The organism is Acidovorax bellezanensis, assembly GCF_025421555.1.
Taxonomy (GTDB): domain Bacteria; phylum Pseudomonadota; class Gammaproteobacteria; order Burkholderiales; family Burkholderiaceae_C; genus Comamonas; species Comamonas bellezanensis.
The window spans coordinates 1-22,322 of the sequence record NZ_JAODYH010000013.1 but is presented as its reverse complement, the minus strand read 5'-3'; the positions used below and the strand labels follow the sequence as shown (position 1 = coordinate 22,322).

Annotated in this window: 19 protein-coding genes and 1 pseudogene; 14 read left to right on the top strand and 6 right to left on the bottom strand. The window is 60.6% G+C overall.

Features of this window, described 5'->3' with window-relative positions:
- The first annotated feature begins 18 nt into the window (after positions 1-18).
- The 8 genes and pseudogenes from N0K08_RS19680 to N0K08_RS19645 all read left to right on the top strand — a co-directional run bounded on the left by N0K08_RS19680 (position 19) and on the right by N0K08_RS19645 (position 8,604).
- Positions 19-720 (top strand): succinate dehydrogenase iron-sulfur subunit, encoded by a 702-nt coding sequence (locus N0K08_RS19680; protein ID WP_261502103.1) that lies wholly within the window; start codon positions 19-21, stop codon positions 718-720.
- The gene (locus N0K08_RS19675; RefSeq protein WP_261502102.1) at positions 720-1,019 is read left to right on the top strand and encodes an FAD assembly factor SdhE; all 300 of its coding nucleotides are present in this window, start codon (positions 720-722) and stop codon (positions 1,017-1,019) included. Before N0K08_RS19680 ends, N0K08_RS19675 begins: the two co-directional genes overlap by 1 nt.
- 24 nt (positions 1,020-1,043) lie before the next feature.
- Positions 1,044-2,354: a citrate synthase gene (locus N0K08_RS19670; protein ID WP_261502101.1), complete on the top strand. Its 1,311-nt coding sequence runs from the start codon at positions 1,044-1,046 to the stop codon at positions 2,352-2,354.
- 404 nt (positions 2,355-2,758) lie between these two features.
- Positions 2,759-3,672, top strand: a pseudogene (locus tag N0K08_RS19665) (IS5/IS1182 family transposase).
- A gap of 538 nt (positions 3,673-4,210) precedes the next feature.
- Positions 4,211-5,311, top strand: coding sequence for a SagB/ThcOx family dehydrogenase (locus tag N0K08_RS19660; RefSeq protein WP_261502100.1), 1,101 nt, complete (start codon positions 4,211-4,213; stop codon positions 5,309-5,311).
- A gap of 190 nt (positions 5,312-5,501) precedes the next feature.
- The gene (locus N0K08_RS19655; protein WP_261502099.1) at positions 5,502-6,911 is read left to right on the top strand and encodes a carbamoyltransferase C-terminal domain-containing protein; all 1,410 of its coding nucleotides are present in this window, start codon (positions 5,502-5,504) and stop codon (positions 6,909-6,911) included.
- Positions 6,889-8,127, top strand: a complete 1,239-nt coding sequence (locus N0K08_RS19650) for an MFS transporter (RefSeq protein WP_261502098.1) — start codon at positions 6,889-6,891, stop codon at positions 8,125-8,127. Before N0K08_RS19655 ends, N0K08_RS19650 begins: the two co-directional genes overlap by 23 nt.
- A gap of 147 nt (positions 8,128-8,274) precedes the next feature.
- Positions 8,275-8,604, top strand: coding sequence for a protealysin inhibitor emfourin (locus N0K08_RS19645; RefSeq protein ID WP_261502097.1), 330 nt, complete (start codon positions 8,275-8,277; stop codon positions 8,602-8,604).
- Between the two features lie 19 nt (positions 8,605-8,623).
- Here the strand turns inward: N0K08_RS19645 and N0K08_RS19640 are convergent, their stop codons facing one another.
- Positions 8,624-9,649, bottom strand: a complete 1,026-nt coding sequence (locus N0K08_RS19640) for a GlxA family transcriptional regulator (RefSeq protein ID WP_261502096.1) — start codon at positions 9,647-9,649, stop codon at positions 8,624-8,626.
- Positions 9,650-9,809: 160 nt separating this feature from the next.
- On the opposite strand from N0K08_RS19640, the gene N0K08_RS19635 reads away from it, so the two are divergent.
- The 3 genes from N0K08_RS19635 (at position 9,810) to rnk (ending at position 12,551) form a co-directional block, all read left to right on the top strand.
- Complete coding sequence (locus tag N0K08_RS19635) at positions 9,810-10,916, top strand: S-(hydroxymethyl)glutathione dehydrogenase/class III alcohol dehydrogenase (RefSeq protein WP_261502095.1); 1,107 nt, start codon at positions 9,810-9,812, stop codon at positions 10,914-10,916.
- Between the two features lie 90 nt (positions 10,917-11,006).
- Complete coding sequence (fghA, locus tag N0K08_RS19630) at positions 11,007-11,873, top strand: S-formylglutathione hydrolase (protein ID WP_261502094.1); 867 nt, start codon at positions 11,007-11,009, stop codon at positions 11,871-11,873.
- Between the two features lie 264 nt (positions 11,874-12,137).
- Positions 12,138-12,551: a nucleoside diphosphate kinase regulator gene (rnk, locus tag N0K08_RS19625; RefSeq protein WP_261502093.1), complete on the top strand. Its 414-nt coding sequence runs from the start codon at positions 12,138-12,140 to the stop codon at positions 12,549-12,551.
- A 44-nt stretch (positions 12,552-12,595) separates the two neighbouring features.
- Here rnk and N0K08_RS19620 read toward each other — a convergent pair whose 3' ends face one another.
- Complete coding sequence (locus N0K08_RS19620) at positions 12,596-13,726, bottom strand: acyltransferase family protein (protein ID WP_261502092.1); 1,131 nt, start codon at positions 13,724-13,726, stop codon at positions 12,596-12,598.
- A gap of 220 nt (positions 13,727-13,946) precedes the next feature.
- Here N0K08_RS19620 and N0K08_RS19615 point away from each other — a divergent pair, with 220 nt between their 5' ends.
- Genes N0K08_RS19615 through N0K08_RS19605 form a run of 3 tightly spaced genes read left to right on the top strand, consistent with a single transcriptional unit; the run spans position 13,947 to position 16,940 of the window.
- Positions 13,947-14,531, top strand: a complete 585-nt coding sequence (locus N0K08_RS19615) for a GbsR/MarR family transcriptional regulator (RefSeq protein ID WP_261502091.1) — start codon at positions 13,947-13,949, stop codon at positions 14,529-14,531.
- 14 nt (positions 14,532-14,545) lie between these two features.
- Positions 14,546-15,922 carry a cytochrome ubiquinol oxidase subunit I gene (locus tag N0K08_RS19610; protein ID WP_261502090.1) on the top strand — a complete coding sequence of 459 codons (1,377 nt, stop codon included), beginning with the start codon at positions 14,546-14,548 and terminating at the stop codon, positions 15,920-15,922.
- Between the two features lie 10 nt (positions 15,923-15,932).
- On the top strand, positions 15,933-16,940 hold the full coding sequence (locus N0K08_RS19605; RefSeq protein ID WP_261502089.1) for a cytochrome d ubiquinol oxidase subunit II: 1,008 nt from the start codon (positions 15,933-15,935) through the stop codon (positions 16,938-16,940).
- A gap of 256 nt (positions 16,941-17,196) precedes the next feature.
- Here the strand turns inward: N0K08_RS19605 and N0K08_RS19600 are convergent, their stop codons facing one another.
- The 4 genes from N0K08_RS19600 to N0K08_RS19585 form a co-directional block, all read right to left on the bottom strand.
- Complete coding sequence (locus N0K08_RS19600) at positions 17,197-18,156, bottom strand: NAD(P)H-dependent flavin oxidoreductase (protein WP_261502088.1); 960 nt, start codon at positions 18,154-18,156, stop codon at positions 17,197-17,199.
- A gap of 77 nt (positions 18,157-18,233) precedes the next feature.
- Positions 18,234-20,054, bottom strand: coding sequence for an acyl-CoA dehydrogenase C-terminal domain-containing protein (locus N0K08_RS19595; RefSeq protein ID WP_261502087.1), 1,821 nt, complete (start codon positions 20,052-20,054; stop codon positions 18,234-18,236).
- A 43-nt stretch (positions 20,055-20,097) separates the two neighbouring features.
- Complete coding sequence (locus tag N0K08_RS19590; protein ID WP_261502086.1) at positions 20,098-21,237, bottom strand: ABC transporter substrate-binding protein; 1,140 nt, start codon at positions 21,235-21,237, stop codon at positions 20,098-20,100.
- Between the two features lie 134 nt (positions 21,238-21,371).
- Positions 21,372-22,304, bottom strand: a complete 933-nt coding sequence (locus N0K08_RS19585; RefSeq protein WP_261502085.1) for an electron transfer flavoprotein subunit alpha/FixB family protein — start codon at positions 22,302-22,304, stop codon at positions 21,372-21,374.
- Positions 22,305-22,322: the final 18 nt, after the last annotated feature.

The window sequence follows — 22,322 nt, the reverse complement described above, 5'->3', positions numbered from 1 at the left end:
GCCTGACGAGAAAACACCATGAAGCGTAAATTCCAAATCTACCGTTACGATCCGGACAAGGATGCCAAGCCCTACATGCAAACCGTGGAAGTCGAACTCGACGGCCAGGAACGCATGTTGCTCGACGCCCTGGTCAAGCTCAAGGAACAGGATCCCACGATCTCGTTCCGTCGCTCCTGCCGTGAAGGCGTGTGTGGCTCCGACGCGATGAACATCAACGGCAAGAATGGTCTGGCCTGCCTGACCAACATGAACACCTTGCCCGGCACCATCGTCTTGAAGCCCCTGCCAGGCCTGCCAGTCATCCGCGACATGATCGTGGACATGACCCAGTTCTTCAAGCAGTACCACTCGATCAAGCCTTACCTGATCACCGAGACGATCACGCCCGAGAAAGAGCGTCTGCAGTCGCCCGAAGAGCGTGAAGAGCTCAACGGCCTGTACGAGTGCATCTTGTGCGCGAGCTGCTCGACCAGCTGCCCCTCGTTCTGGTGGAACCCCGACAAGTTCGTGGGCCCCGCCGGTCTGCTGCAAGCCTACCGCTTCATCGCCGACAGCCGCGACGAAGCCACGGGCGAGCGCCTGGACAACCTGGAAGATCCGTACCGGCTGTTCCGCTGCCACACCATCATGAACTGCGTGGACGTGTGCCCCAAGCACCTGAACCCCACGAAGGCCATTGGCAAGATCAAGGAATTGATGGTCCGCCGCGCCGTCTGATGAACATGACGAACACCCTGCTCGACGAACGCGAACGCAACCTGCTTCAGTGGCGCAGCCGCCGGGGCCTGGTCGAGAACGATATCTTCATCGAGCAGTTCTTCGCCACCTACGGAGACCAGCTGACGCACAGACACGCAGCTGGCCTGTCTGCCCTGATGGAATTGGCAGACAACGACCTTCTGGACCTGTTCCTGCTTCGCAAGGAACCAGAAGGCGCACTCGACACAGAAGAAATCAAAGAAGTACTGGAGCTGGTGCGCAAGCGCAAGCCCGGATCACTATCGCATGTAGGCTAGGCAAACTAGAGAAGGAAGTTGGAAATGAAACTCGCCGATAACAAAGCAACGCTGTCGTTCACTAATGGCAGCCCCAGCGTTGAATTGCCCGTATACCAAGGCAATATTGGCCCTGACGTGATTGACATTCGCAAGTTGTACGGCCAGACCGGCATGTTCACTTACGATCCCGGCTTCCTCTCTACGGCGTCTTGCCAGTCGGCCATCACCTATATCGATGGCGACAAGGGTGAACTGCTGTACCGCGGCTACCCCATCGACCAGTTGGCCAAGAACTGCGACTACCTCGAAACCTGCTATCTGCTGCTGTACGGCGAACTGCCCAACGCAACCGAAAAGGCGGATTTCGTCGAGCGCGTGACCCAGCACACCATGGTCAACGAGCAGATGCAGTTCTTCCTGCGCGGCTTCCGTCGTGACGCACACCCCATGGCCGTCCTGACGGGCCTGGTGGGCGGCATGTCGGCCTTCTACCACGACAGCACGGACATCAACAATCCCGAGCACCGTGAAATCGCCGCCATCCGCTTGATCGCCAAGATGCCTACCCTGGTGTCCATGGCTTACAAGTACGGCGTCGGCCAGCCTTACATGTACCCCAAGAATGACCTGTCGTACTCCGGCAACTTCTTGCGCATGATGTTCGGCAACCCCTGCGAAGACTATGTCGTCAACCCCGTGCTCGAACGCGCACTGGACCGCATCTTCATCCTGCACGCTGACCACGAGCAAAACGCTTCGACGTCCACCGTGCGCCTGTGCGGTTCGTCGGGCACCAACCCGTTCGCCGCGATTTCGGCCGGCGTGGCCTGCCTCTGGGGCCCTGCCCACGGCGGCGCCAACGAAGCCTGCCTGAACATGCTGGAACAGATCCAGGCCAACGGCGGCATCGCCAAGGTCGGTGAGTTCATGGAACAGGTCAAGGACAAGAACTCCGGCGTCAAGCTGATGGGCTTTGGCCACCGCGTCTACAAGAACTACGACCCCCGCGCCACGCTGATGCAGGAAACCTGCAATGAAGTGCTGGCCGAACTGGGCCTGGAAAACGATCCTCTGTTCGCACTGGCCAAGGCCGTCGAGAAGATCGCCCTGGAAGACGACTACTTCGTGCAGCGCAAGCTCTACCCCAACGTCGACTTCTACTCCGGCATCGTCCAGCGCGCCATGGGCATCCCCGTGAACATCTTCACCGGCGTGTTCGCCCTGGCCCGCACTGTCGGCTGGATCGCCCAGCTGAACGAACAAATGGGTGACCCCGAGTACAAGATCGGCCGTCCCCGCCAGCTGTTCACCGGCTCCGTGAGCCGCGACGTCAAGCCCCTGGCCCAGCGTTGATCGGCGCGCGGCCCCGGCCGCGCCCACAGCAAGCCCGCAATGCCTTTGGCCCTGCGGGCTTTTTTGCGTCTGTTTACCCGTGTCTTGAACGCTTTCGCATCAAGCGATCAACATCACCTTCGACGTAGCCGCTATGGTTAACACTGGATAACCGCTGAATTATTCGTTCGCCCTAAGCTTGACGCAGAACGTGCACTGTCGACGGAGGAGCGATGTGCTTAGAGCCGTTCACACCCCCCGGCATGCATTCGAGACCAGGGCCGCAGCCGCAGACGGTGTGGGCACCACAACAATGGAAGCAACGACGGCTCAACGGTTGGGTTGGCAGCCCCTAGGGAAAGTCTGCACAAGTCGCCAAGATATGGGCTTGGGGCAGACCCGATTGCCTGAAATCATTGTGGCTCATGAGTCAAATGAGCCTGAGATTAGGAACTTCGACGAAGTGCACGCGTCGTCGAGAGGTTCTTGAAGATGTGGAGCGTGTCGTGCCTTGGGTAAACCTGGTGACAATGGTTGCGCCCTACATACCCCAAGGCAAGAGCTGTCATCCGCCGTTTCCAGTTGAACCGTTGCCGCGCATCCAATTCATGCAACAGTGATTCATGTTTAGCACCCACGCTGCACGACATCCAGTTGTTCCAGGACTTCGCCAGCTTAGGCGGCTGGGATGATCAGCTGCCAGAATAGAGCGCCATCTTGCGGTTTCGAAATGTGCTGGAGATGCACAAGCTCGCCGAGAAAATCCTTGGAATGTTCAACGATTTTTTGAGCCAAGGGCTTGATGCAGCGCAGCGACACAGTAGTCGAAGCCACGCTGATCTCGGCGCCCAGTTCGACCAAGAACGCTAGCGGTGAGCATGACCTGCAGATGAAGCAAAGCTGCAAAGGCCAGCAGTGTTACTTTAGCGCGAAGGCTCACATTCGCGTGGATGCAACATCCGCTCTGGTACATACCGTGCGTGGCACTACAAGCAGCGTCAGAAACATGGTGAATGCCGACTCGCTATTTGAGCGCGATGTCCTTGCCGATGCGAGTTTCCAAGGGGCGCACAAGAGGCCGAACGCCCAAGCCCGTGTGGGCTGACACATCGCCATACGCCGGAGGTTGTGGAGGCTGCTGAACAAGAACAGGCCTTAGAACACCTTGACTGAGCACATCGAGTAAATCAAGGCCCGCACTCAAGCCAAGATCGAGCACCCATCCCAAGTCAAGGGGCGCCACTGCAGCTTGATCATGAAAACCGTTCAACTGCACACGCTGTTTGTACTGCTCAATCTGTGGATGGTACGCCGGTCGTTGATGGGAGCGGGGGCATGAGTCCGCCCAAACAGAACAAAAACGGACGCGAACTGCATTTTCCCCCTCCGGAAGCACACCTGGACGCACTCTGGGCCAAATGAACCGCCCAAGTACAGCCCGCACCCATTTGTGCAGACCGTCCTTAGAGCTAAAACGCTCCAGCATGACGCAACGCATTGCTTTGTCAGCGGTGACACCGGCTCGCGGACTCCTGGCGCTAAAGCAAAGAAAAGAAAAGAAAAGAGAATATTCACACAAGCACAGACCACTCAATGCACTTTGTTGCAATTCTCCAGGAAATCCAAGCAACTTCTAGCTTTATTTCATCTTCCTCTGTTGTTAAAGTAAAAACTCCATTAACTTCGCTGACTCAACCACCACGAGGACTATCATGAAAAAAGTTTTCATCGAACCCATCCTTAAGTGCCAATCTCATGACGCCTACAAGACACATTGGAACATGGTTAAACCACTCCGCTTCACTCATCCATATTGGAAATATTATTTTATATGAAAATATAAATCGAAAACACATACTTCATCAAAATCATAAATCATGCTTAACAACCAAGAAAACAACAGATTTTGGCTGGAAGATCATCACTTTCTAAAAATAGACAAAGGAAAGTTGATATTCTGGAATTACAAATCACATGAACAGTTCGAGATAACACCCAGGCATGCATCCAGATTAATTGATTTTTCAAAAGGAAGTTTTTTAAAAAACACATCCCTGGACAGAGAGATATTTAACTCGGCTGTCATAGTAAAGAAGAAGCATGAATCCCACTGGGGGTGGGATTGGCTGGCCCATATTTACCACTATGGGACCTGCCACCCTTCCCCCCCAGAATTCAGAGGCTTTGAAAAAACAAACTCAGAGAACGCAAAAAGTTACATCGAATATTGCGCATCCATCGCACATAACGAACCTGAAATAGATGTCATTAGAGGAGGGAAAATATTCAATCTACCAGATCCCAACATCGATTCATTTAAATCAATATCCTTATGGGATACTTTGATTAATCGTCGAACATGCAGGGATTTTAATGGCTCTAGCGCAGAATTATCTGACCTATCCGACATTCTATTCGCAACCTTTGGTGATCAATGCTCCCCTGACCCCACCACGCCACTTAATGCAAAAGTGCATGGGTATCGTCGTACATCACCGTCCACCGGTGGACTGCAGTGCACCGAGCCCTACCTTTGGGCAATTAACATTAATGGCTTACCATCAGGTATTTACCATTACCTCTCGCGCCGACATAAACTCGAAAATGTACTTCAAGGCAACGCAAAATATCCGATAGGAACCTATCTTTGCAATCAAAATTGGGCCAATGATCTGGCCTTCGCCATTATCATGACCTGCCGAATGGATAAATTATGGTGGAAGTACCCTCACTCCAGAGCTTATCGGCCAATGCTGATGGATGTAGGACACCTCTCCCAGACTCTTAATATGTGCATTACTGCCAAAGGGCTTCACCCCTGGATTACAGGATATTTTCATGACAAAGATATTTCAGAACTATTGTCTTGCCCCCATGAAAAAGAGGAACCAATGTTAATTGTCGGAGCTGGCAGTGGGTCTGGGAGTTCTTTCTCCAGAGAGTCACGAAATGAATTCAACAAAATTCAAATCTCTTGAAAAAGTATCAAGAAACAAAAAAACTGGAATTTTAGGAATTAAGAACGGCCACGATGGAGCAATAGCTCACATCATTAATGGCGTTCTTGACTTCTCCTACGAAAGTGAAAAGGATAATGGCAAGAGATATTCAGAGATAGACTGCAAAACTTTTCTGAAATCTTTCTCAGCCTGAAACGTTATTCCTGATGTGATCGCCTCTGGCGGATGGAGCGAAGGCATCGATCCCGAAGGAACTTCAATCGAAGCGGGATATTTGGGGATCAATCGAGGATCGCACCACGAAGCAACCCTTGCAGGAAAGCCTATATTCTATTTTTCCTCAAGCCACGAACGCTCGCACTTGCTTTGCGCTTACGGCCTGTCCCCTTTCAAACAAGGAAATCCTTGTTATGCCTTGGTGTGGGAAGGATACATTGGATCAATTTATTTCATAAACGAAAATATTGAGATCATGAAGCTAAGGGAAGTCCTGCTGAACCCTGGCCACCGTTATGCATTTTTATACGCATTGGCTGACCCAAGTTTCAGCATGTACCGAGGAGCAATTAGACTCAGCGACGCGGGAAAATTAATGGCCATCTCTGCCTTTTCCACTGGAAAATCCGTTCCCAAAGAGGGGCGGGATCTCATTGATCGAATACTTGACCCACAAGTCAAAGCAAAGAATTTCAGCAAGGAGGATTTCAAGTCATACTCCTACTACAATTGCGGCATAACTCATCCTGATTTTGCAGATTTAGCAAAGCTCTTGGCAGATAGAATTTATCAAACATTCGAAAATGCAGCACGCTCAGTAATAACCAAAAAATACCCTCTTCTGATATCTGGAGGCTGCGGATTAAATTGCGAATGGAATTCAAAATGGATCTCAAGCGGGTTGTTTTCAGATGTCTTTATTCCACCTTGCACGAACGACAGTGGGTCAGCGATCGGGACAGCTGTAGATGCAATGCTGGAATTAACAGGGCGAGCAAAAGTCAGATGGAACGTCTACAGTGGAGAAAATCCCACTGCGGATATTAATAATTTCCCAGGATTCATTGAATATGACTACGACCCAGCACATGTTGCCAGCCTACTAATGAAAGGAAATGTATTTGGATGGATGCGTGGACGATATGAAATTGGCCCTCGATCCCTCGGCGCCAGATCCATCCTGGCTTCGCCGGTCTCTCCTGGCATGTTGAATCGATTGAACTCTATAAAAAATCGAGAATTTTTCAGACCAATAGCACCGGTTTGCCTGGAGGAAGATATGGAATATTATTTCTATCCATCGACCCCCAGCCCCTACATGCTGGAATTCAGAAAAGTCATATCACCATCAATTCCAGCAGTGACGCACATCGATGGTTCCTCCCGACCACAATCCATCTCCAACTATCAAAACCCTGTCCTCCATCAATTGCTTTTAAAGTTCAAGGAGATATCTGGAATTTCCGTGCTGTGCAATACATCTTTGAACTTCAACGGCAATGGCTTTCTAAACAAACTCAGCGATCTTTATAAATTTTCTTTAGAAAAAAATCTCGATGGATTTGTTTTCGAAAATAGAACTTTCATAAAGAAAACTGATGCCAATCTCAAACAAAAATAAACACCCACAGCGCGAGCATGCTCGATATCTTCTGATAATTCAAACTTGTGCTGGATTTTCACAGTGGGTTGACATATTACTGATATTCTCAGTACCAGCATTTCTTTGGGAATCTACCCCAGCTCAAATTGCCTTCATTGCTTCATGCTTCGGCCTGCCGGGTCTTTTTTTGGGCCCCATGATCGGAGCACTGCTGGACCAGCTGGATGCAAGACGTGCGGCATGCTGCGCAGCTGTGGCGCGGACCGCCCTCACCGGTTTCATCGCTTTTGCACCGGGATTTGAATTTTTTGCCGCCTTGGTACTACTCAAAGGCGTGGCCAACGTTTTCTACTGGCCCGCGACGGCGATATTGACCCAGCAGCTGGTGGCCCCGGCCGCACGCGTCCAGTACTTCAGCAGCCTCAGCGCGCTCGATCAAGTCACCAAGGTCATGACGCCATTGATTGCAGGCGCGGCGACATTGACCATGGATGCGCAGCTGATCTTTCTCTTGTCGTGCGCCCTGACATTGGTGTGTGCACTGTGGCTCTTCTTCTTGCCCCAGTCGGCAACGACGCACCAAGAAAGGGGAAAGCACCTTTTGATCGATGCCTGGAAAGGGCTTTCCTACGGGTGGAAGTCGATACGAACGCTTCCCTCTGGTCTGGTCGTGAGCATAGGTCTGGGAATAGGCGTATCGCTTGCATTGGCGATCTACGATCCCCATTTGGCGGCCTTTCTGAACTCCATCCAGCTGGATGCAACCGCGTTCGCCCTGCTGGTTTCGTCGACGGGATTTGGTGCCGTTTGCGGTGCCTTGTTGGTGCGCTTTTTTGGGAAGAGTGCGCATCCCAGCCAGCTCATGCGAACCGGGCTTGCCTTGTTTTTCACGGCAACCGCCAGCGCCGCCATTCTTTCGGGTTTTTATGCCCAGGCCATCGGCATCGTGCCATTGATGTTTCTGTGGTTCATCAATGGGCTGGGATACGAGATTTTCATGATTGGCTGCAATGTCAACATGCAGAACCTGTGCCCGCCCCATCTGCTGGGCAGGGTCAGCACCTCAGCGCGAAGCCTTCAGATGGCGGCCGTGGTTGCAGGCCCCCTCATCGGCGCCTGGCTCATCAGCGTGCAATCGCGGGCAATGCCTTTTGGCGTCTCGGCCGTGATTGCCCTTGCCCTGCTCTGGACTGTCATGGTCGCGCCTCCAAAGCATGGAATGCCAACGGATTGAAGGCGGCACCTCCAGCCGAAGTCATCCGCGCCGGCAGGGCCTTGGCTTCGGCGCAGACCTCGCAGGCTTACGATGAATGCACTGTGCGCCACGGCCGAGGTGACTTGCCCGGGCCTGGTGCGCCGGCCAAAAAAGGAGGGCACAGTGATGGCAAGCGACACACTTTCCGCGGATCCGGTCAGCGGCTGGGGAAGAATCGATGTGGAACGGCTGGGCGGGCTGGCGGGCTACGGCATGCCGGGCGCGCGCCTGCGCAGCCGCGGCTTCATCATGGCCCATGGCCTGAGCCTCGTCGACCAGGCCACGCTGCAAGAGCTCTTTCTGCATCCCATTGACGCCTTGGTCCAGACGCGCGATGCCTTTCGCTACAGCCTCACCCGACAGTGCGACAACCGGCTTCACACGGTGGTCGTGGCCGAAACGGCTGTCCCCGAAGCCATCCTGAACTGCCTGCGCGACGAACTCGTTTCCCCTTGAGGCCCGGGTCGGCGCTGCTTTACCGGCTTTGCCCGCCAAAGCGCTCGCGGTAGGCCACGGGCGTGATGCCCAGGTGGCGCACGAACAAATGGCGCAGCGCCTGCTCCGAGCCCAGGCCGACGCGGGCCGCCACGGTCTTGAGCGGCAGATGGCCCGGGGCCTGCAGCAGCAGCTTGGCGCCCTCAAGCCGCGCCGCCTCGACAAAGGCCGAGGGGCTTTGGCCGGTCTCCTGCTGGAATACGCGGCGGAAATGGCGCTCGCTCATGGCCGCCTTCTCGGCCAGCACGGCTACGCCCAGCGGCTCGGCCAGATGGGCCAGCACCCAGTCCTGCACGCTCTTCACGGCGCCGTTCTGAGTGGCCTGGCTGGCCAGTTGCACGCTGAACTGCGACTGCCCGCCCGGGCGCTTCAAGTACATCACCAGATCGCGCGCCACATCCAGCGCCAGCGCATGGCCGAAATCCTCTTCGACCACGGCCAGCGCCAGGTCGATGCCGGCCGTCACGCCGGCCGAGGTCCAGAAGTGGCCGTCGCGCACATAGATGGCATCGGCATCGACGTCGATCGCCGGATAGCGCTGCTGCAGCAGGGCCGCCACGCTCCAGTGGGTGGCGGCGCGCCGCCCGTCGAGCAGGCCGGCCGCGGCCAGGAAGAAGCTGCCCGAGCACAGCGCGATGACCCGCGCCACCCGCTGCGCCACGCGCGCCGTCCAGGCCACGAGCTCGCTTTGCGCATCCACGGTCTGGGCCAATTGGCGCGAGCCCACCAGCAGCACCGTGCAGGCCGGATCGGCTTCGGCCTCGGCCAGGCTCAGCGTGGCTTCCAGGGCCATCAAGGTGTCCGAGCGCACTGCGCCGCGGGCCTGGGCCACCACGCGCACCGCATAGCCCGCGGGCCGGCCCTGCAAGGCCAGGTGCACGTTGGCGTAATCGAAGACCGACATCGGGCCTATGGCTTCAAGCGCCTTGAAGCCGGGATAGACCAGGATGTCGACGCTGTGGGCGCCGGAATGGGGGGTATGGGCTGTGGGAGAGGAATGGTCCATGGGCTGGTCACTGGAATTCGGACATTGCGGCCGCGTTGTCGGCCATGGCACTTTTCAAGGCTGCAGCCATGCCCTACAGTCATGCCACTGCGGGCGGGACGCCGGCTGCCCCGGCATTGTCCCCTACCCTCCCCCTCTTTTTTGTCCCAAGGACTCCCCCATGAAAACCAAAGCCGCCGTCGCCTGGAAAGCAGGCCAGCCCCTGACCATTGAAACCGTGGACCTCGAAGGCCCCAAGTTCGGCGAAGTGCTGGTCGAGATCAAGGCCACGGGCATTTGCCACACCGACTACTACACGCTCTCGGGCGCGGACCCGGAAGGCCTGTTCCCGGCCATCCTGGGCCATGAAGGTGCAGGCGTGGTGGTCGACGTAGGCCCGGGCGTGACCGGCCTGAAAAAGGGCGACCACGTGATTCCGCTGTACACGGCCGAATGCCGCCAGTGCAAGTTCTGCCTGTCGCGCAAGACCAACCTCTGCCAGGCCGTGCGCGCCACGCAGGGCAAGGGCCTGATGCCCGACAGCAGCAGCCGCTTCAGCATCGACGGCCAGCCCATCCTGCACTACATGGGCACGTCCACCTTCTCCAACTACACCGTCGTGCCTGAAATCGCGCTGGCCAAGATCCGCAGCGACGCGCCGTTCGACAAGGTCTGCTACATCGGCTGCGGCGTGACCACGGGTCTGGGCGCGGTGCTGTTCACCGCCAAGGTCGAAGCCGGCGCCAACGTGGCCGTTTTCGGTCTGGGCGGCATCGGCCTGAACGTGATCCAGGGCGCGAAGATGGTCGGCGCGGACAAGATCATCGGCGTGGACATCAACCCCGAACGCCAGGAAATGGCGCGCAAGTTCGGCATGACCCACTTCATCAACCCCAAGGAAGTCGACAACGTGGTCGATGCCATCGTGCAGATCACCGACGGCGGCGCCGACTACAGCTTCGAGTGCATTGGCAACACGCAGGTGATGCGCCAGGCGCTGGAATGCACGCACAAGGGCTGGGGCCAGAGCATCATCATCGGCGTGGCCGAAGCCGGAGCCGAAATCTCCACGCGCCCATTCCAGTTGGTCACGGGCCGCGAATGGAAGGGCTCGGCCTTCGGCGGCGCGCGCGGTCGCACCGACGTGCCGAAGATCGTCGACTGGTACATGGAAGGCAAGATCAACATCGACGACCTGATCACCCACCACCTCAAGCTCGAAGACATCAACAAGGGCTTTGATCTGATGAAGTCGGGCGAGTCCATTCGTTCAGTTGTAGTCTACTAAGAACCGCTACGCGAAGCGCTCACCTGAGCGCTCCACGACTGCCCGTGCCGCCCCACTGCACGGGCAGTGTCATTTTGAGGAAACACCTGCATGACTGCCACCCTGGAATTGCTCAGCGCCCACGCCGCCTTTGGTGGCGCCCAGCGCTTTTACCGCCACGCGTCGACCGAAATCGGTTTGCCTATGAAGTTCTCGGTCTATCTGCCGCCCAAGGCCGTGGCCGGTGAGAAGGTGCCGGCCCTGGTCTATCTGGCCGGGCTGACCTGCACCGAGGAAACTTTCATGACCAAGGCCGGTGCCCAGCGCCTGGCGGCCGAACTGGGCATGGCATTGATCGCCCCCGACACCAGCCCGCGCGGCGCCGACCTGCCCGGCGAGTCGGCCAGTTGGGACTTTGGCGTGGGCGCGGGCTTTTACCTCGACGCCACCACCCGCCCCTGGGGCCTGAACTGGCGCATGGAAAGCTACATCGTCGAAGAGCTGCTGCCGCTGCTGGGCCACAAGCTGCCGATTGACATGGACCGCCTGGGCATCTTCGGTCACTCCATGGGCGGCCACGGCGCGCTGACCCTGGCGCTGCGCCACCCTGGCCTGTTCAAAAGCCTGTCGGCGTTCGCCCCCATCGCCAACCCCAGCCAATGCGCCTGGGGCCGCAAGGCCTTCACCGGCTACCTGGGCGAAGACGAATCGGCCTGGGCCGCGCATGACGCCAGCGCGCTGATGGCCGCGCAAGAGTCCGTGCCCTACCCCGGCGGCATCCTCGTCGACCAAGGCCTGGCGGACAAATTCCTGATGGAAAAACAGCTGCTGCCCGAAGCCCTGGAAGCGGCCTGCGCCCAGGTCGGCCAGCCTTTGACGCTGCGCCGCCAGCCCGGCTATGACCACGGCTACTACTTCATCCAGACGTTCATCGACGACCATTTGCGCCACCACGCGAGGCAATTGAACCCCCCCTGAGCGACTCCGTCGCTTCCCCCTCTCATTCTTCGGTGGAGGGGGGCGCCCGGCCAGGGACGGCAGCCTCGGTGCGGGGCTGCCCTTCCTCGCTGCCCCATGCTGGAGCACGCCAGTTGCGTAGCACTGCAGGCTATGCGATCGTTGAAAAACACCCCAAACTGGTGGCATCAGGAACAACTGAGCCGCCCGGCCAATTCGCACAAGAATAGTGCGACATAGGTACATCCCCTACAGTCGAGTGTTAGTCTTCAGCAAGGTTGTCCCATGACACGCAAGCCCCAGATCACCATTTCCTCCCTGGATCTCGACCGCATCGAGGCCTTGCTGGCGGCCCTTCCCGCATCCGTCTTTCCCGGCAAGGCCGATCTCGAGGCCGAATTGGACCGCGCGGACGTGGTCGAGCCCGACCAGATTCCACCCAACGTGGTGACCATGAACTCCACCGTGCAGTTCGAGATCCTCGAGACACGGCAAGACTTCCGCCTGACCCTGGTCTACCCGCGCGACATCGATGGCAGCGCCGACCGCGTGTCCATCTTCGCCCCCGTTGGCAGTGCGCTGCTGGGCCTGGCTGTGGGTGACGAACTCGCCTGGCCCGGCCCCGGCGGCAAGACCATGACGGTGCGCGTGACCGGCATCATCTATCAGCCCGAAAGCGCGGGCGAACTGCACCGCTGAAAGAAAGTCCCCTGAGCGGCTTCGCCGCCAGGGAAGGCTTCACTTCAACTCAACCAGGCCGTCACCAGGCCTGCACCGACCAGGCCGGCCTGCCAGCGCAAGGCGACCTGCCAGTTGGGCATGCGGCGCTCCACGCGCTCATACAGCTGATGGCCCACGGCCACCGACAGCGCAAACGCCCCCACCAGGCCCAGCAGGCTTGCCGGCACCGAACCGGGCCAGAGATGGTCCACCACGGCGTTGACCAGCAGACACACGGGGAAGTGCACCAGAAACACGGAGTAGGAAATCTGCCCCAGCCACTGCAAGGGCGCCACACCGCGCCAGGCGGTCAGCCGCGGGCTGCGCATGACGGCCACCAGGGCCAGGGCCGTGGCACCGGCCAGCGCGATGCGCGTGCGCCACTCCAGCCACAGCGCCACGGCCAGCAGCACGGCCATGGCCGCGCTCCAGGCCCAGGGACGGGCCGAGCGCGAGGCCCACCAGGCCATCATGCCCAGGCCGTAGGCGCCAAAGAAGTACAACGCCCAGTTATCCAGGTCCGCATCCCGGTTGAAGCTCCACAGCGAGGCGGCCGCCAGCGCCACGACCAGCATCTGGCCAGGCGTCAAGCCCGGCTGCGCCGCCGGGTCGGCCACGGGTCGGCGCGCGGCCAGCCAGCGGCAGGCCGCGAACATCAGCGCCGACAGCGCGAACAGTTGAAAGTCGATGGACACATACCAGACACCGGCCGACAACGACTCCTCGCCCAGAATGCCTTGCAGCAGCAGGGCATGGGCCAGCAGCTGGGACAGGCTGGGCTCATCTGACACCGAAGAATGCGCGAACCAGGGCCGCACCAGCGCCGACACCAGCACCGCGATCATCAGCGCCACGGCCAGAGGCACGACCAGGCGCATGAAACGCTTGCCTATCAGGGGCAGCGCCTGGCTGTGCCGGGCCAGGCCGGCTGGGGCCAGGCTGGCCGCGGCCAGGTAGCCGCCGAGCACCAGGAACAGTTGCACGGCCATGCGTGCGTATTCGGACAACCAGCCGATCAGGCCAGGGGCGTAGGGCAGCAGCACGTCCGACAAGGGGCCGTAAAAAGCCAGGTGATGCCAGACAATGGCAGCGCAGGCCAGGCCCTTGGTGCAGTCGATGACGGCATTGCGCGAGGCAGGTAACGTAGAAGACATAAAAGGGGAAAAGGGATCACAGTGGCGGTGCCAACCTACAACGCCCAAGGCGCCGGTATGGCCGAATAAGCAGGCATGCGATGGCATGCGCCCTGGATTTTGCGCTTTTCGCCCATCCATTGCAGGCGCCGGAGCGTGATCGCGGAAAAATGACCCTACTTTAGTGTTTTGAATTTTCAGTAATTACTGAAATGCAAATAAACAAAGGGACAATGCCTCCATGACGCAAAGCACTCCTCTTCCCGAACTCAACCGTCAATTCATTTCACATTTTGGCGAGATGGGTAGCCGCTGGGGCATCAATCGTACCGTGGGCCAGATCTACGCACTGCTGTTCCTGTCGCCCGTGGCGCTGAACGCAGACCAGATTGCCGAAGCGCTGGCTTTTTCGCGCTCCAACGTGAGCATGGGGCTCAAGGAGCTGCAGGCCTGGCGGTTGGTGCATTTGCGCCACCATCCGGGCGACCGCCGTGAATACTTTGATGCCCCCCAGGACGTCTGGGAAATTTTCCGCCGCCTGGCCGAGGAACGCCGCCGCCGGGAAATCGAGCCCACCCAGTCCATGCTGCGCGCCGCCCTGCTGGAAGATCCGCAAAGCGAAGAAGAGCGCTATGCGCAGGAACGCATGCGCGACATGCACGAACTCATCGACCGTCTGATGACCTGGTTCGATGAAATCCAGCGCCTGTCGCCGGAAACCGCCAAGCAGCTGATGGGCATGGGCGCGACCGTGACGCGGGTGCTGGAGCTCAAGGACCGGCTGACCGGCAAAAGCAGCGCTGCGCGCAGCAGCAAAACGGACTAAGAAAGGCTCTCGCCATGGACGTCTTGACGCTGTCGCGCATACAGTTCGCGACCAATATTTCCTTCCACATCCTGTTCCCGACCATCAACATTGCACTGTGCTGGTTCCTGGTCTACTTTCGCGTGCGCCACAACCGGGCACAGGCAGCCCACAACACCGCGGAAGCCAGCGCCTGGGAGCAGACCTACTACTTCTGGACCAAGGTCTTCGCCCTGTCCTTCGCCATGGGCGTGGTCTCGGGCGTGACCATGAGCTTTCAGTTCGGCACCAACTGGCCGGGCTACATGGAGCGGGCCGGCAACATCGCCGGGCCGCTGCTGGGCTACGAAATCCTCACCGCCTTTTTCCTCGAAGCTTCGTTCCTGGGCATCATGCTGTTCGGCAAGGGACGGGTGTCTGACCGCGTGCACTTTGCGGCCACGCTGCTGGTCGCCGGCGGCACCACCTTGTCGGCATTCTGGATCCTGAGCCTGAACTCCTGGATGCAGACACCGGCGGGCTATGCGCTGATTGATGGCGTGTTCCACCCCACCGACTGGCTGGCCATCATCTTCAACCCGTCCTTCCCCTATCGCCTGGCCCACATGCTGCTGGCGTCGACCTTGACCACGGGCTTTCTGATCGCCGGCCTGAGCGCCTGGCAACTGCTGCGCGGCAAGGCCACGCCCGGCACCTATCGCGCGCTGCGCACCGCCATCACGGCCGTGGCCGTGGCGATCCCGCTGCAGGTGTTTTTCGGCGACCAGCACGGGCTCAACACCCTGGAGCACCAGCCGGCCAAGATCGCCGCCATCGAAGGCATCTGGCACACCGAAAAAGGCGCGCCCCTGACTTTGCTGGGCTGGCCCAACGAAGCCGAAGGCCGCACCGACTACGCGCTGCAAATTCCCAAGCTGGCCAGCCTGATCCTGGCCCACGACATGAATGCCGAACTCAAGGGACTCAACGAGTTTCCGGGCGCGCATCCACCGGTCGCGCCCGTGTTCTGGAGCTTTCGCGTGATGGTCGGCGTAGGCAGCCTGATGCTGCTGGTGTCCTGGTTCTGCGGCTGGAAGCTCTGGCAGCAACGCCGGCAAAAGGCCGATGCGCTGCAGCTGTCCCGCCCTGTGCTGTGGACGCTGGTCGGCATGACGTTTTCGGGCTGGGTCGCCACGCTGGCGGGCTGGTTCGTCACCGAAATCGGCCGCCAGCCCTATCTGGTCTACGGCCTGCTGAAGACCTCGGAAGCGGTGGCCCCGCATGCGCCGGTCACGGTGGCCTTGTCGCTCACGGTCTATCTGCTGCTCTACGCCTTCCTGCTGCTGTCCTACATCGCCGTGCTGGCCTATATGGCCGAGCATTCGACCATGCCCACGGCGGCGGTCAAGCCCCCCGCACCCCAACCCATTTAAGGAGCACACCATGACTATCGACTGGGCCCACTGGCTGCCCATGGCCTTCATGGCCGTGATGGGCTTGTGCATGCTGATCTATGTGATTTTGGACGGCTACGATCTGGGCGTAGGCATGTTGCTGCCGCTGGTGCCTGACGACGACAAGGACATCATGGTCAGCTCCATCGGACCGTTCTGGGACGCCAACGAGACCTGGCTGGTGCTGGGCGTGGGCGTGCTGCTGGTGGCGTTTCCGCGCGCCCACGGCGTGGTGCTGAGCGCGCTGTACCTGCCCACGCTGGCCATGCTGGTCGGCCTGGTCCTGCGCGGCGTATCGTTCGACTTTCGCGTCAAGGCGCGCGACGAGCACAAGGCGCGCTGGAACCAACTGTTCTTCGCCGGTTCGCTGGTCACGTCGATTGCCCAGGGCTGGATGCTGGGCAGCTACGTGCTGGGCTTTGACCATTCGGCCTGGGGCCTGCTGTTCTCGGCCGTGATTGCCCTGACCCTGCCCGCGGTCTACATCCTGCTGGCCTGCGGCTGGCTGATCATGAAGACCGAAGGCAGCCTGCAGGCCCGGGCCGCCGTCTGGGCCCGGCGTGCGCTGTGGCCCATGGCGCTGTCACTGGCGCTGATCTCGGTGGCCACGCCCCTGGTCAGCCGGTCGGTGTTCGACAAATGGTTCACCATGCCGGAGTTCTTCCTGCTGCTGCCGATTCCCATCGCCTGTCTGCTGGGCTTCTGGGCCATACACCATGTGGTGACCCGTCCGGGCATCATCGCCGCAGGCTACGGCTGGACGGCCTTCGTGGCCACGGCAGGCATCGTGGTGCTGGCGTTCTTCGGCCTGGCCTACAGCATCTACCCCTACATCGTCATCGACCGCATGACGCTGTGGGAGGCCGCGGCTTCGGTCGAAGCCCTGGGCTTCATGGGCGTGGGCGTGGCCGTGGTGCTGCCGGTGATCATCGCCTACACGATCTTCATGTACTACGTGTTCCACGGCAAAGCCAGCGCACTGCGCTATGGGTTGTAAGGTCGCCCCCACGCTTGCTCGCTTCGCGTAGCCGCTGCCCCCCAAGGGGGCCGTCGCCGCCTTGGGGCGGCCCGGCGGCGGCGAACGTGGTCTTTTCAAAGGCTCCGCTACGGTTACTGACGCCCTCCGCCAGCAAAAACGCACAGCCTACGCAACTGGCGTGCCCCAGCAAGGGGGCAGCGAGGAAGGGCCGCCCCGCACCGAGGCTGCCGTCCCCCTCCACCGAAGGATGAGAGGGGGAAGCGGCGTCAGCCGCTCAGGGGGTGCATTTCAATCTCTCTCGCGCTGCCTGGTATTCGCTGCGCAGCTGGGCCACGAGCTCGGCCACGCTGACCACGGACGAAATCGCGCCAATGCCCTGGCCGCAGCCCCAGATGTCTTTCCAGGCCTTGGTGGAGGCGCCGCCAAAGTTCATCTTGCTGGGGTCCGACTCGGGCAGGTTGTCCGGGTCCAGGCCCGCGGCGCGGATCGACGGTGCGAGGTAGTTGCCGTGCACGCCGGTGAACAGGTTGCTGTAGACGATGTCGTCGGAGTTGCCTTCGACGATGGCCTGCTTGTAGGCTTCGCTGGCACGCGCTTCATGGGTGGCGATGAAGGCCGAGCCGATGTAGCCGAAGTCGGCTCCCATGGCCTGGGCCGCGAGCACCGCGCCGCCTGAAGCAATCGCGCCCGACAAGGCCAGCGGGCCGTCAAACCACTGGCGGATTTCCTGGATCAGCGCAAACGGGCTTTTCCCACCGGCGTGGCCGCCCGCGCCGGCGGCCACGGCCACCAGACCGTCAGCGCCCTTTTCCACAGCCTTGTGCGCGAACTTGTTGTTGATGATGTCGTGCAGCACCACGCCGCCCCAGTTGTGCACGGCCTGGTTCACGTCCTCGCGCGCGCCCAGCGACGTGATGACGATGGGCACGTGGTACTTGGCGCAGACTTCCATGTCGTGGTCCAGCCGGTCATTGCTCTTGTGCACGATCTGGTTGATCGCGAACGGCGCGGCCGGCTGGTCGGGATGGGCCCGGTTGTAGGCGTCCAGCGTCTCGGTGATCTCGGCCAGCCAGTCTTCGAGCTGGGCCGCGGGCCGGGCATTGAGCGCAGGCACGGAGCCGACGACGCCGGCCTGGCACTGGGCGATCACCATTTTCGGGTTGCTGATGATGAACAGCGGCGAAGCGATCACCGGCAAGGACAGACCTTGCAAGGCCTTGGGAAGCTTGGACATGTTTGTCTCCTCTCTTGGGAACATAGGGGTCGCCGCGGCGCAACTCTGGCGGGCGCCTGCAGCGGTGGCGGTTCAGATCAGAAATCTTCGATGGCCAGCGCCATCACGCTGTTTCCGCCCTGCAGCACGCTGTCGCGCAGCGAGGAGACCCTGACCAGGATGTGCTCGGCGTAGAACTGGGCCGTGGCGATTTTGGCGCGCAAGAAGCGCTCATCCTGTCCCGTGGGCAACAACTGCTCGGCCACGCACAGGGCGCGGCCCAGCTGCCAGCCGGCCATCAGATTGCCGGCCAGCATCAGATAGGGGACGCTGCCCGCATACACGGCGTTGGGCTGGGTCTTGGCGTTGGCCAGGACATAGTCCACCACTTCGAGAAATGCCAGGCGCGCGCTTTGCAGCTGGCGCGCCACCGACAGTGCGGCCGGGGTGCCCGAGGCCTGCAATTGCTGCTCGGTCTGCGCGATCTGGCCTGCCAGTTCGCGCGCCGTGGCGCCGCCATCACGCAGCGTCTTGCGGCCCACCAGGTCGTTGGCCTGGATGGCGGTCGTGCCTTCGTAGATGGTGAGAATTTTCGCGTCGCGGTAGTGCTGGGCCGCGCCGGTTTCCTCGATGAAGCCCATGCCGCCGTGTACTTGCACGCCCAGGTTGGTGACTTCCAGGCCGATTTCCGTGCTGTAGCCCTTGACCAGCGGCACCATGAACTCATAGATCGCCGCGTTGTGCGCGCGCTGCGCGGCATCGGGGTGGTGATGAGCCAGGTCGTAGGCCGCGGCCGCCGTGGCCGACAGCGCGCGGCAGCCTTCGGTCAAGGAGCGCATGCCCATCAACATGCGGCGCACGTCGGGGTGGTGGATGATGGTTGCGCTGGCTTTCACGCTGCCGTCCACGGGACGGCTTTGCACGCGTTCCTTGGCGAAGGCCGCGGCCTGCTGGTAAGCCCGGTCGGCGATCGCAATGCCTTGCACGCCCACCGCGTAGCGCGCGGAGTTCATCATGATGAACATGTATTCCAGGCCGCGGTTTTCCTCGCCGACCAGATAGCCCACGGCGCCCGCGCCCGTGCTGTCCGCAACGCTGCCCTGGATGCCGTCGCCGAATTGCAGCACGGCCGTGGGCGAGGCCTTGATGCCCAGCTTGTGCTCTATGGACACGCACTGCACATCGTTGCGCGCACCCAGGCTGCCGTCCTGGTTCACCAGGAACTTGGGCACCACGAACAGGCTGATGCCCTTGATGCCTTCGGGTGCGCCCGCCACGCGCGCCAGCACCAGGTGCACGATGTTCTCGGCCATGTCGTGCTCACCGTAGGTGATGAAGATCTTGGTGCCGAAGACCTTGTAGCTCTTGTCGGCCTGGGGCTCGGCGCGGGTGCGCACCAGGGCCAGGTCCGAACCGGCCTGGGGCTCGGTCAGGTTCATGGTGCCGGTCCACTCGCCGGTGACCATTTTTTCCAGGTAGGTGGCCTTGATCTCATCGCTGCCGGCCGTGAGCAGGGCTTCGATGGCACCGTCGGTGAGCAAGGGGCACAGCGCAAAGCTCAGGTTGGCCGCATTGATCATTTCGATGCAGGCCGCGCCAATCGCCTTGGGCAGGCCCTGGCCGCCGAAATCCTGCGGATGCTGCAAACCTTGCCAGCCGCCTTCGGCGTACTGGCGAAAAGCCTGCTTGAAGCCTTCGGTGGTGGTGACCACGCCGTCTTTCCAGCTCGAGGGGGCGAGATCGCCCGCGCGGTTCAGCGGCGCGATCACGCCTTCGGCCAGCTTGGCGCACTCCTCGAGCACGGCCTGGGCCGTCTCGAGCCCGGCATCTTCAAAGCCGGGAATCTGTGCCACCTGATCGAGTCCGGCCAGGTGCTCCAGGTTGAACAACATGTCTTTGAGAGGGGCGGAATAACTCATGAAATTTCCTTTGAATGCATTGGCGGGCAGGCCCGCCCGCAGCCTAGTGGCTGATGCGCCCGGAAGCGCTGACGATGGACAGATCGACAAAGCGTGAGCCGAACTGCGAATCTGGCTTGAACGAGACCCAGTAGCCGCCCAGATCCTGGGCGCTGAAGTTGCGCAGGCTGGCGGTGAGCTTTTCACGGCTCACGGGCTGGGAGCGGCGCAAGGCTTCGGCGATCACCTTGGCGTTCACATAGCCTTCCATCATGGCGTAGCTCACCGGCACGTCCACCACCTTGGGATGGGCCGCCAGGGCATCGCGGAACTCCTTGTTCAAGCGCATGGACACCTTGTAGGGATTGGGCACGACCTGCGCGATGGACAGGCCGCTCATGAACTCGACCGGCAGGCGTTTGGCCAACTGCTCGATGTCCGATCCGGAGTTGGCATAGATCTGCGCCGTCCCCGACTCCATGCGGTAAGCCTCGACAAAAGCCGCCGTCGCGGGGCTGGACGCGACCAGCAGGATGGCCTGCGGCGCCGGCTTGGTTTTTTGCAATTGCGCAATCGCCTGGGTCACCGGATTGCGCCCGTCCTTCAGCGTCAGCTGGGCTACCAGCTTGGCGCCGGCCGGTGTCACGGCCTGGGTGACCAGTTGGACCACCGCCTCGGCGTCGGCCCGCGGTTCGATCACCAGCGCCAGGCGGGTGATGCCCACCGTGGCCAGATGGCTGGCGATCTTGGCCATTTCGTCCTGCAGACTGGCGCGGGTGCTGAAAATCTGTGCGGCGCGCGCCACTTGCGTGTCATTGCCCTGGTAGCCCACCAGGCTGATGCGTTCCTGCTCGAGCAAACCGCTGCCCAGCAGCCCCGCCAGATTGCTGTTGCCCATGTAGCCGGCCAGCACCACGGGTTTGGACTTGGCCAGCAATTCACGGGTGCGTGTGACGGTTTCGTCGGGATGACCGCCGTCGTCCAGCATCGCCAGCTGCACCGGCTGACCTTGGATGCCGCCGGCCTGGTTGACCTGTTCAAAATGCAGGCGCATGCCCTGTGCGTAGGCCCGGCCCTGAGTGGCCCCCTTGCCCGACAACGGCGCCACCTGCCCCACGACCCATTGGGCGCTGGCGCTCAGGCAGGCCAGGCTGCAAGCCAGCGCGGCCGCGGCCCGTGGCCAAGATGCGATGATAGATTTCATGCGGTTGTCTCCCTCTGTAGCGTGCGTCGCCGCTGCAGTATTTTTATACGAGGGGGGTCGGCAGCGCCTGAACGTGCGTCTGTCGCCCGACAAGAAAAGAGGGGCCAGGGCCCCTCTTTCTTTTGGCAGCGTTCTTACAGCGCCTTGACCAGCTCCGGCACGGCCGTGAACAGGTCCGCTTCGAGGCCGTAATCGGCCACCGAGAAGATAGGCGCTTCAGGGTCCTTGTTGATCGCCACGATCACCTTGGAGTCCTTCATGCCTGCCAGATGCTGGATCGCACCCGAGATGCCGGCCGCGATGTACAGCTGCGGCGCGACGATCTTGCCGGTCTGACCGACCTGCAAGTCGTTGGCAGCGTAGCCTGCGTCGACAGCGGCGCGCGAAGCACCGATGGCCGCGCCCAGCTTGTCGGCCAGGGGCGTGATCACTTCGTCGAACTTTTCCTTGCTGCCCAGCGCCCGGCCACCGGAAACGATGATCTTGGCGGCGGTCAGTTCGGGGCGGTCGTTCTTGGCGATTTCGCTGCCGACGAAGGTGCTCTGGCCGGCGTCGGCCGCGGCGGCGGCGGTTTCCACGGCGGCGGAACCACCGGTGGCTGCCGCTGCGTCAAAGCCGGTCGTGCGCACGGTGATGACGCGGGTCGCGTCCAGCGCTTGCACGGTGGCAATGGCGTTGCCGGCGTAGATCGGGCGCTCGAAAGTGTCGGCGGCGATCACCTTGGTGATGTCGCTGATCTGCGCCACGTCGAGCTGGGCGGCCACACGCGGGGCCACGTTCTTGCCGCCAGCCGTGGCCGGGAACAGGATGTGGCTGTAGTTGCCAGCGATGGCCAGCACTTGGGCGGCGACATTCTCGGCCAGGCCGTGGGCCAGGCTGGCACCGTCGGCGTGGATGACTTTGCTCACGCCAGCGATCTGGGCGGCGGCAGCGGCGGCGGCGCCGGCGTTGAGGCCGGCCACCAGCACGTGCACATCACCACCGCAAGCGACAGCGGCGGTGACGGTGTTGAGGGTCGCGGGCTTGATGGACGCGTTGTCGTGTTCTGCAATTACCAGTGCGGTCATTTCCATCAACTCCTTAGA